At 73.4% G+C, this 10,239-nt stretch carries 6 protein-coding genes; 3 read left to right on the top strand and 3 right to left on the bottom strand.

From position 1 onward, the window contains the following. Both ACFQSB_RS05040 and ACFQSB_RS05035 read right to left on the bottom strand, forming a co-directional pair. A partial coding sequence (locus ACFQSB_RS05040; RefSeq protein ID WP_380824505.1) for an AAA family ATPase occupies positions 1-1,750 on the bottom strand: 1,750 nt, incomplete at its 3' end. A 268-nt stretch (positions 1,751-2,018) separates the two neighbouring features. After that, positions 2,019-3,146: an exonuclease SbcCD subunit D gene (locus tag ACFQSB_RS05035; protein ID WP_380824504.1), complete on the bottom strand. Its 1,128-nt coding sequence runs from the start codon at positions 3,144-3,146 to the stop codon at positions 2,019-2,021. A gap of 200 nt (positions 3,147-3,346) precedes the next feature. On the opposite strand from ACFQSB_RS05035, the gene ACFQSB_RS05030 reads away from it, so the two are divergent. The 3 genes from ACFQSB_RS05030 to ACFQSB_RS05020 all read left to right on the top strand — a co-directional run bounded on the left by ACFQSB_RS05030 (position 3,347) and on the right by ACFQSB_RS05020 (position 8,435). Then, positions 3,347-4,840: an alpha/beta hydrolase family protein gene (locus tag ACFQSB_RS05030; protein WP_380824502.1), complete on the top strand. Its 1,494-nt coding sequence runs from the start codon at positions 3,347-3,349 to the stop codon at positions 4,838-4,840. A 117-nt stretch (positions 4,841-4,957) separates the two neighbouring features. Further along, entirely contained in the window at positions 4,958-6,505 is a 1,548-nt protein-coding gene (locus ACFQSB_RS05025) for an LCP family protein (protein WP_380824501.1), read from the top strand. 334 nt (positions 6,506-6,839) lie between these two features. Continuing rightward, on the top strand, positions 6,840-8,435 hold the full coding sequence (locus tag ACFQSB_RS05020; protein WP_380824499.1) for an FAD-binding oxidoreductase: 1,596 nt from the start codon (positions 6,840-6,842) through the stop codon (positions 8,433-8,435). A gap of 166 nt (positions 8,436-8,601) precedes the next feature. Here ACFQSB_RS05020 and ACFQSB_RS05015 read toward each other — a convergent pair whose 3' ends face one another. After that, positions 8,602-9,717 (bottom strand): enolase C-terminal domain-like protein, encoded by a 1,116-nt coding sequence (locus ACFQSB_RS05015; RefSeq protein ID WP_380824498.1) that lies wholly within the window; start codon positions 9,715-9,717, stop codon positions 8,602-8,604. Between the last annotated feature and the right edge of the window lie 522 nt (positions 9,718-10,239).

Here is a 10,239-nt window from a genome sequence, read left to right as displayed (position 1 = left end):
CGGCCGCGAGGTCGCCGGTGGCGGCGGCCACGGCGGCGCGGGCCCCGGGCAGGCCGGAGGCGGCCAGGCGGGCCTGCGCCAGCCGCTCACCGGTCCGGCGGCGCAGCTCGGGCAGCGCGGCGAGCCGTTCGGCCGTCTCGGCCTCCTGCGCCGTGAGGTCCGCGAGCCGCCTGCCGGACGTAGCGAGCTGCTCACGCAGGCCGGCGAGCCGGGCCTCCTCAGGACGAAGCTCCTCCAGCCGGACGATCTCATCGCGACGAGCGCGCGCCAGCTCGGCCAGCCGTTCGGGACCATCCGGTCGGGGCGGGCGCGCCTGCCCATCGCCCGGCTGGGGCGGACGTGTCTGTCCGATGCCCGTGTGCGTCGCGTCCTGGTCTTCCGTACCTGTATGCGGAGTGCCCGCACGATCGTGGCGCGTATCAGAGTGGCCGGTGCCGTCGTGATCGGCGCCGTTGTGATCGGCGCCGTTGTGATCGGCGCCGTTGTGATCGGCGCCGTTGTGATCGGCGCCGTTGTGATCGGTGGCGTCGTGATCGGCGCCGCCAGGGCCGATGGAGGGACGGCGCGTGAGGGGAAGGGCTCGGGCCAGCGCGTCCGCGGCCAGGCCCTCGGCCTTGGCGGCGGCCTCCGCTCGCTGCTCGGCCTGCTGGACCAGCGGCAGCACGGCCTCGGCACGGGCGGCGTCGGCGAGGATGGACGCGAGGTCGGAGCGCTCGTCGGCGGTGCGGTCGAGGCCGTCGCGGCGGGCGACAGCCTCGGCGTGGGCGCGCTGCCGCTGGGCCAGTTCGCGTGCCGCCTCGAACGCGGCGCGCGAGGACCGCAGCGCCGCTGCGCTCGCCACCTGCGCCCCCGCCTCGGTGACGTACGCCTCATGCGCCATCGCGAGCAGCGCCCGCGCCCACTCCAGCGGCTCTTCCCGGGGATCGAGAGCCGCCGCCGCCTCGGGGATGACGGCCTCACCTAGCGGGACGGCCCCATGGGGAGGGACGGCGTCAGAGAGGAAGACCACCTCGCGATGGACGGCTCGGGGGAAGGCGACCCCGGAGAAGGACGGCTCGGCGAGGGTGGCGAGCAGGGCGGGGCCGGCGGCGCCGCGCATCTGGTCGACGACCGAGTCGACGCGCTGGCGCAGTTCCTGGCGTTCCTGGCCGGCGGTGGTGCGGTGGTCGGCCAGCCACCGCTCGACCTCGCTGTAGATCTTCACCGAGAACAGCTTCTCGAGGAGCTTGCGCCGTTCGTCGCCGTCGGCGCGCAGGAACCGGGCGAAGTCGCCCTGAGGGAGCATCGCGACCTGGCAGAACTGGTCGGCGTTCATGCCGAGCAGCCCGCCGATCAGCTCGCCGGTCTCGTCGGCGCGCCCGGACAGGAACACGCGCTCGCCGGAGGGCAGGACCTCTTCGAGCAGGACCTTGGCCTTCTCTTCGATGAGCCCCTCGCCGCGCAGCTTGGGACGATGCCAGACGGGCGAGCGGGTGACGCGGAACCTCCTGCCCCGCAGCGTGACGTCCAGCTCGACCTTGGGGCCGCGGTCGGCCGGGGCGTGGTCGCAGCGCAGGCGGCGGGCGCTGTTGCGCTGGCCGGGCACCTGGCCGTAGAGGGCGTAGCAGACAGCGTCGAGCACGGTGGTCTTGCCCGCGCCCGTCGGGCCGTGGACCAGGAACAGCCCCGCCTCGCCGAGGGCGTCGAAGTCGACCTCCTCCTGCCCGGGGAAGGAGCCGAAGGCGGTCAGCCGCAATCGGTGCAATCTCATCGCGCGTCCCCCTCTCGCACAGCGGCGCCGCCACCCGTCCCCGCGTGATCGTACGCGCGGAGACCGTATGCACCGTGATCTCGGACGACCGCCGGTCGCGTGCCCGTACGCGACCCGGTCGCGCCTGCGTTGATCGGGATCGCCGGCGACCGGGTGCCCGTGCGTCGCGTGGCCGCGGGGGCGTTGATCCAGGTCACGGGCGGTTGCGGAGGCGTACGGACGGTGACCGGAGGCGGCATGGGGGCGTCGGCCGCCCTGGGGAGGGGGGTCACGCGAGGGCCTCCTTGGCGCGGCATGCCTCGACGGCCTCGCGCAGCAGGCGGCGTTCGCCGTCGTCGGCCGGCTCGCCGCGCACCTCGCGGATGAAGTCGAGCGCCACCTCGATCTCGGGCCGGCCCGCGAGCCGGGGCGCGCGGGGCGCGGCCTGCGGGGCGTCCTCGGGGTCGAAGGACAGGGCCAGCGTGTGGGGGAAGCGCCGGCGGAGGTTCTCCATGGCGCTCTTGGGCCGCACCGGGTCGGTGAGGGTGACCTGCAGCCAGTGGCCCTCCAACGGCGACCAGCGCTCTGAGGTGAGCAGATCGGCCAGCCGGCCGCTGACGCGGGCGATCGGCCGCGGCACGGGGGCGGGGACGAACTCGGCGCCCCGGAACCCGCCAGGCCCGATGTCGACCAGCCAGGACCCCTTCACCTGCGTGGCCTCGGAGAAGGAGTAGGCGATCGGGGAGCCGGAGTAGCGGACCGACTCGCTCATGCGCTGCCGGCCGTGCAGGTGGCCGAGGGCGACGTAGTCGACGCCGTCGAAGGCGGCGACCGGAACGTGCGCGACGCCGCCCACGCTGATGTCGCGCTCGCTGTCGCTGCCCTTGCCGCCGGTGACGAAGGCGTGGGCGAGCACCACCGAGGGCATGCCGCGCCCGGCCAGGTCGTCGCGGACCAGGCCCATGGCGTGCTCGAGAGCGGCCGAGTGGCTGCGCTCGGGCAGGGCCCACGGCGCGCGGACGGCCTCGGGCTCGAGGTAGGGGATGGCGTAGAAGGCCACATCGCCGACGACGACCGGCTCGCCGACGCGGGCGGGATCGGTGCGCAGGTGCACCCCGGAGGCGTCCATCAGGTCGGCGCCGAAGCCGAGCCGGCGCGCGGAGTCGTGGTTGCCGCTGATCAGGACGGTGTGGACGTTCTCGGCGACGAGCCGGCGCAGGGTCTCGTTGCACAGCGCGACGGCGTCGACCGAGGGGAGCGCGCGGTCGTACACGTCACCGGCGACGGCCACCACGTCGACGCGCTCCGACCTGATCGTCTCCACCAGGTGGTCGACGAAGGCGGCCTGGGCCTCGAGCAGGCTCTCGCGGTGGAAGGCCCGGCCCAGGTGCCAGTCGGAGGTGTGCAGGACACGCATGTCGCAGGAAGCTAACAGGTCCCACCGACAAAGGTGGCCCCTCCGGCACCATCGTTCCATCCGTGTGACTTAACCTGATGATCGGAGGTCATATTAAGGGCGGAACGCCCTCGTATAGAGGACATGCGCGCGCCAGAGCCTGGCCTGTGGGCCGACGCGGCACGACGGTCCGACGACGAGCCGCCGCACGAGGAGGTGGCGTGAGCGTCCGGAGCCGGCTGAGCGTCGCGACCGGGGTCCTGCTGGGGATCCTGGCCACGGTGGGTTACGTGCTGTCCCCGCCTTCCTTCGACCCGCCCCCGCTGACCCAGAGCGCGGGCCTGAGCGCCCTGCCGGCGCAGCCCGCCGCCGAGTACCGCCCGGTCCCGCACTACGGCGCCATCGACGTCAAGGACATCTCCGTGCCGGCCCAGGGCACCACGCTGACGGCGACGATCAGGTCGCCGCGCACTCCCGGCCGTCACCCGGCGCTGGTCTTCGTCCAGGGCTCTGGGTCGGGCGACCGGGGCGAGTTCACCACGCAGGCGACCTGGCTGGCCCGGGCGGGTGTGGTGACGCTCACCTACGACAAGCGGACCGTCGGGTACGACTTCCGCCACCGCGACTTCTCCCTGCTCGCCGACGACGCGCTGCGCATGATCGAAACGGTGCGCGGGCGCCCGGACGTCGACCCGGGCCGTGCGGGCCTGTGGGGCGTGAGCGAGGGCAGCTGGGTGCTGCCGATCGCCGCGGCCAGGAGCATGGACGTCGCCTACACCGTCATGGTGTCCGCCCCCGTCGTCTCGCCGGTGCGCCAGGTGGCGTGGGCGCTGAACGAGCAGCTCCAGCGCCTGCACGCCCCCGCGGGGGTCCGCGAGCTGCTGACCAAGGCGATGGGCGGCGTCGGCTTCGACTTCCTGCGCTACGACAGCGTGCCGGTGCTGCGGCGGGTGACGCAGCCGATGCTGGCGCTTTACGGGACGATGGACCCCTCGATCCCGTTCGTCGAGAGCACCCAGAAGCTCACCGCGGCCCTGCGGGAGGCGGACAACGCCGACTACACCATCCGCTTCCTGGGCGGGGCCGACCACGCGATGCGGGTGAACGGCGGGCCGTTCGCCCACGGCTACCTGGAGACGCTGGCCAACTGGGTGCTCAACCTGCCAAGGACGGCGGTGCCGGCGGCGGGGCTGCAGGTCGCGGGGGCGACGCCCGTGCAGCGCTACGTCGCGGCCGACGTGCCCACGGCGCCCTGGTACGCGCGCGGCGCCATCCTCGGATTCGCGCTGACCCTCACCGCCGTCGGGTACGTCGCGGCCCCGGTGACCGAGATGGTCGTGCGGTTACGCGGCCGGGACGCCCTGGTGTCCCGGCCCGACCTGTGGCCGGGGATCCGCCGCCGCCTGCGCCGCATGGCGTGGACGGGGGTGGGCCTGCTCGCCGCCGTGACGGCGTTCATCACGCTGATCGTGCTGTTCTCGGTGAACCAGGCCGGGGCGTGGCCGGCCGTGCTCGCCGGGTGGCTGGTGGTCCGGGTGCTGGCCGTGCTGATGCTGGTGCAGGAGGTGACGACGGTCGCGGCCCTGATCGCCGCGCTGCGGGACGGGTGGGAGCCGGGGCGCTGGCAGCGGTTCGCGCTCGCCGCGGTGCTGGGGGGCACCGCCCTGCTCATGGTCACCGCGGCCTACTACGGGCTGTTCGGCATCCCTTGGTAACCCGGCGTGCCTGCCCGCTGACCTGTCGGACACATCTTTCCCGGCATACCCGTACAACTCGACCGCCGTTCCCGGCATGTTCACGTCCGCGTCGGCTGCGCTGGATACATTGCCCCCTTGATCGAAGAGGATGGGGCAGCGTTGCCGGAGAAGATCAAGCCGCGAGGGACGGCCGCGGTCATCGGGTGGACGGCTCTTTCCGCCCTGGTGCCAGGCGCGGCGCACCTGCGCGCCGGCCACCGCCGCACCGGGTTCCTGCTGCTCGGCGCGTACGGCGTGCTGCTCGCGGCGGTCACGGCCGTCGCGCTGACGGCGGACGCCGGCCTGGCCGGGCGCCTGCTGGACCCCGGATGGCTGCGCGCCGTGATCGCCGTGGCGCTGGTCGCGGCGCTCGGCTGGTTCACGCTGCTGGTCCGCTCGTACGTGGTCCTGAAACCGGGCGAGCTGCCACAGGCGGGCCAGGTGGTCTCCGGCGTCCTGGCCGGGATCCTGGCGGTCGGCGTGGCACTGCCGTTCGTCGTCGTCGCCCAGTACGCGATCGTGTCCGGGGAGACGCTCGACACGGTCTTCGACGCCCCGCCCACCGTGGCGGCGGCGGCGCCGACGCCCGGCTCCCGCCCGGTGGACCCGTGGGCGGGCAGGACGCGGGTGAACATCCTGCTCCTCGGCGGCGACTGGCAGCCGAACCGGGTGGGCGTGCGCACCGACAGCCTCAACATGGCCAGCGTGGACGTGCGCACGGGCAACACCGTGCTGCTCAGCCTTCCCCGCAACCTGGAGAAGGTGCGCTTCCCCCCGGGCACTCCGATGCGGCGCAGGTTCCCCGACGGCTTCCGCCTGCCCGCCAACCCCGACGGTTCCCGCGAGGACCTGCTGTTCTCGGTGTGGGAGTACGCCGAGACCCACCCCGAGCTGTTCGGCGGCCGGCACGGCATGGGCCCCGAGACGCTCAAGCAGACCATCGGCTACACCCTGGGCCTGGACGTCGACTGGTACGCCCTGGTCAACATGTGGGGGCTGGCCAGGATCATCGACGCCCTCGGCGGCCTCACACTGACCGTCCCGACCGACGTGGTGTTCGGCAAGTACAACGAGGGCCTGGTCAAGTCCGGCACCCGCAAGCTGCGCGGCGCGGACGCCATGTGGTTCGCCCGCTCGCGCACCTACAGCGACGACTACACGCGCATGGGACGCCAGCGGTGCGTGCTGGACGCCCTGCTCCACCAGACCGACCCCGGCACGGTGCTGATCAGGTTCAACCAGCTGGCGCGGGCGTCGAAGGGCATGTTCCGCACCGACATCCCCCGGTCGATGCTGGAGCACCTGGTGCCGCTCGCGCTGAAGGTGCGGGACGCGCGGGTCACCGGAGTGCAGTTCGTCCCACCGCTGGTCAGCACCGCCGACCCCGACTGGGCGCTGATCCGCGCGCGCAGCGCCAAGGCGATACGCGACTCGGCGGCGGGCCCCGCGACGCCCTCCCCCCCGGCGTCCGCGGTGACCTCGCCCTCGGCGTCCGCGGCATCCCCGGCGATCTCGCCCTCGGCGGGCGGCCCGGTCACGGCTTCGCCCTCGTCGGCCGCCTCGGGCCCAGGCACCCCGTCGCCCTCGACGACCCGCACGGGCACGCCGGACAAGCACGCCGACCGGAGCATCTGCGGCGCCTGAGGACCGGGAGCTCCACCCGACCCTTGGTCACGGTTCGATAACGGCGATGCTTCGACCACATCACGTAGTCGGTCGGCTACGGTAAGTCTTACTCGTGTGTCCGCCCCCCGCGACGCGGCCGTGCTGAAAGCCGTCCGCCATGACGCGTCCTCCCCGTTCCCTCATCCGCGCTCCGGGTGGCCTGTTACGAGCATTGTTCCGGCGGCCCGCGAACCCCACGCCCCTGCGCGTCCCGCGATCCCCGGCCGCCGCACCACCGGGCCGGCAGGTCCCGGACGCCCGCGTCCCGGCGCCTCCCGCCGGCGGCGCCGCCAACCCCCACAAGGAGAGCGCAGTGTCCAACGCGGAAGCCGGTTCGGGCATCACCGTGACCGGCGTCGACGACAGGTACGGCGCGCTGTGCCAGGGTTCCAACCAGCGCTGGACCGCCCGTCCGGACTACGTCAAAGTCGTGCGGTCTACCGGCGAGGTGATCGGCGCCCTGAACGAGGCTCTCAACAGCGGCCGCACCCGGGTCACCGTGCGCTCGGGCGGCCACTGCTACGAGAACTTCGTGGCCGCCGACGGAGTCCAGGTGATCATCGACATGGGCGGCATGGACCGCGTCCACCACGATCCCGCCATGGGGGCGTACTGCGTGGAGGCCGGGGCGACGAACTGGCACAACTACGCCCGGCTGTACCGCGAGTCCGGGCGCACGCTGCCCGCCGGGTCCTGCTACTCGGTCGGCGCGGGAGGCCACATCTGCGGCGGCGGGTACGGGTTGCTGTCGCGCCGGCACGGCCTGACGGTCGACTACCTGTACGCCGTGGAGGTCGTCGTCGTGCGCCGCGAGCCGCGCGGCGACTACCAGGCGCAGGCGGTGATCGCCCGCAGGGACGACGACGGCGACCTGCGCGAGCTGTGGTGGGCGCACACCGGGGGCGGCGGCGGCAACTTCGGGGTGATCACCCGCTACTGGTTCAAGGACCTCCCCCGGCCGCCGATCAACGTCTGGCTCAGCGCCGTCGGCTGGAGCTGGGAGGGCATGACCTATGACCGTTTCGCCCGGCTCGTCGGGAACTTCGGGCGGTTCTGCGCTGACAACAGCGCCCCCGGCAGCGAGTACGCCGGCCTGTTCTCCATCCTGAAGCTCACGCAGCGAGCGGCCGGGAAGATCGGGCTCATCACGCAGGTGGAGGCCACCAACCCCGCCGCCGGCCGCGACCGGCTCGACGCCTTCCTCGCCCAGATGGAGGACGGCGTGGACGCGCCGCGCGCCACCTTGGACGTGGAGACGGGCGAGCACCCGCCGATGGAAGGGCTGCACGACGAGCCCCGCCTGATGCCGTGGATCCAGGCGACCCAGACCCTCAACGGCGCGGGCGCGGGCTGGCGCGGGAAGTACAAGTCGGCCTACATGCGCAAACCGTTCCCCGACCAGCAGGTGCGGGTCATGTGGAACTTCCTGTCCGGCGCGCGCGACGACACCGAGGTCCCCGGCGACGACTACGACACCACCGCCTACGCCAACCCCGAGGCGCTCATCCAGGTGGACACCTACGGATGCGCGATCAACGCGGTCGGCGCGCACGAGACCGCCGTGGCGCAGCGCGACTCGATCATGAAGCTGCAGTACCAGACGTACTGGACCGACCCGGCCGAGGACGCCGTCCACGAACGCTGGATCCGCGAGCTGTACCGCCGGGTCTACCACGCCTCCGGCGGCGTCCCGGTGCCGGCCTCGGCCGACGGCGCGACCGACCCCGACGCCGTCACCGACGGGTGCTACATCAACTACCCCGACCGCGATCTCAGCAGCCCACAGTGGAACACCTCCGACGTGCCGTGGTACCGCCTGTACTACGGCGACAACTACGAACGCCTGCGGCAGGCCAAGCGCACCTGGGACCCGCACGACATCTTCCGGCACGACCAGTCGATCAGATGACGCCCCCGTTCATCGGCAACCTGGGTCCTGACCTTCCCTGGGCGGTCCTGCCGGTCCTGCCGGGGCTGACCTGCACTGGGTGGTCCTGACGATCCTGGGCGGTCTTGCCCGTCCTGCCGGGCCTGACCTGCACTGGGTGGTCCTGCCGGTTCTGCCGGTTCGGTGTTCAGAGGCGGAAGGAGTCGCCCGCGAGCCGGCGGACGCGGTCCTCGTCGACCAGGTGGCCGAGGCCCGGCTGGGTGAGCGGGACGGCGACGACGCCGCCGGAGGCCCCGACCGGGGGTGTCACGATCTGCGCGCTGCGCGGCGGCTCGGTCACGTCGCTGGGCAGCGTGCACCCGGGCAGGCTGGCGACGGCGACCGTGGCCGCGCGCGCCAGGCCGGTGCCGCGCCCCCCGGCGGCGGTGATGTCCCACCCGGCCGCCACGGCCACGTCGTGCGCCGTCCGCACGGCGCGCAGCGCCCCGAAGCGGGACGGGCGCAGCAGCAGCGCGCCGCCGGCCCGCGCCGCGACGGCCTCACGCAGCGCGGCCACCGAGTGCACCTCGATCGCGACGAGCGAGGTGACCCGGTCCTGCAGTTCGGCGTGCATGTCGAGGTCGGGGGCGGTGTCCGGGCCGCCGAACGGGCGCTCGATGGCGGTCACGTCATAGGAGGCCAGCGCCTCCAGCGCCGAGACGTCGGTGTAGGCGCCGCGGGCGTCCACGGCGAGCGCCAGGGCGGGATAGGCCTGCCGCACCGCGCGCACCGGCTCGACGTCCCAGCCGGGATGGACGTCCAGGGTGACGTGGGCGTATCCGGCGCACACGTGGCGGTTCACCCGGGCCACCATCGCCTCGAGCGACCGCTCGGCGGCCAGTCGCACCGTCGCCATGAGGGAGGTGCGGGTGCCGCCGATCGCGTGGGCCAGCGGGACGCCCTGCATGCGCGCCCACAGGTCCCAGCAGGCCAGGTCGACGGCGGTGCCGCCGGGGACGGTGCCCAGTTCGTCGGGGTGCTCCCAGTCGACGCCGAGAAGCGCGGGGCCGAGAGACTCCTCCAGCGTCGCCCACGTCTTGCCGAGCACGTGATCGCGGTCGGCGGCCTCAGCGGCGCCCATGTCGTCCCGGCCATGGGCGGTGGCGGTGTGCGTCCCCAGCGCGGGCCGGAGCTCCGCGGGCTGGACGACCTCCCCCCACCCGGTCATCCCCCCGTAGTCGGTGAGCTTGACCAGGATGCTCTCCGGACGCCTGCCGTAGGGCAGCACGAGCCGGAAGACCTCGAGCTCACGGACGCGCGGCATGGAACCCCCTCATCGAACACCTGTCCCTTCCATGGTGCCCGCTGCGGGGAGGCGCTCGAAACGCGGGCCGCCCGCGCGGGCGGAAACCTCCGGTCGGCGAGGCGCTCCGCGCGCGACATACCCGCTGGTGGCCCGACTGTCAGCCCCCGGCCCGACAGACGGTCAGACCACGCCACGATAGGGGCCTCCCCGTCCCATCACAGGCCCGACCACACCACGACACGGGCCATCTAAGGCTCCGGTCCGTCACGAGTCCAGGCCACATCACGACACGGGTCACCTAGGTTCCGATCCGTCATGGTCCGGACCACATCACGACGCGGGGCGGCTCCGGCGCGCTGTCATGGATCCGGGCCACATCTCGACGCTCGGGGCGATCCGGCCCGGTCATAGGCCGCTGGGGCACCCCCGACTGGCCAAGAGTCCCGGTCAGGCCAGGACGGCCCGGGGGCGGTGATCGCCCGACCGGGCGGCGGCCAGGCCAGGCCGGGACGCGGGGGGGCTCCGGCGCCCCGTCATGGT

Source organism: Sphaerisporangium rhizosphaerae, from assembly GCF_042665155.1.
GTDB classification, from domain to species: Bacteria; Actinomycetota; Actinomycetes; order Streptosporangiales; family Streptosporangiaceae; genus Sphaerisporangium; species Sphaerisporangium rhizosphaerae.
This window is presented reverse-complemented; position numbering and strand designations above follow the sequence as displayed.

Excerpts from the sequence above, each read along its gene's own strand:
- ACFQSB_RS05035 (WP_380824504.1), bottom strand. The coding sequence starts at position 3,146 with ATGCGTGTCCTGCACACCTCCGACTGGCACCTGGGCCGGGCCTTCCAC.
- ACFQSB_RS05015 (WP_380824498.1), bottom strand. The coding sequence starts at position 9,717 with ATGCCGCGCGTCCGTGAGCTCGAGGTCTTCCGGCTCGTGCTGCCCTAC.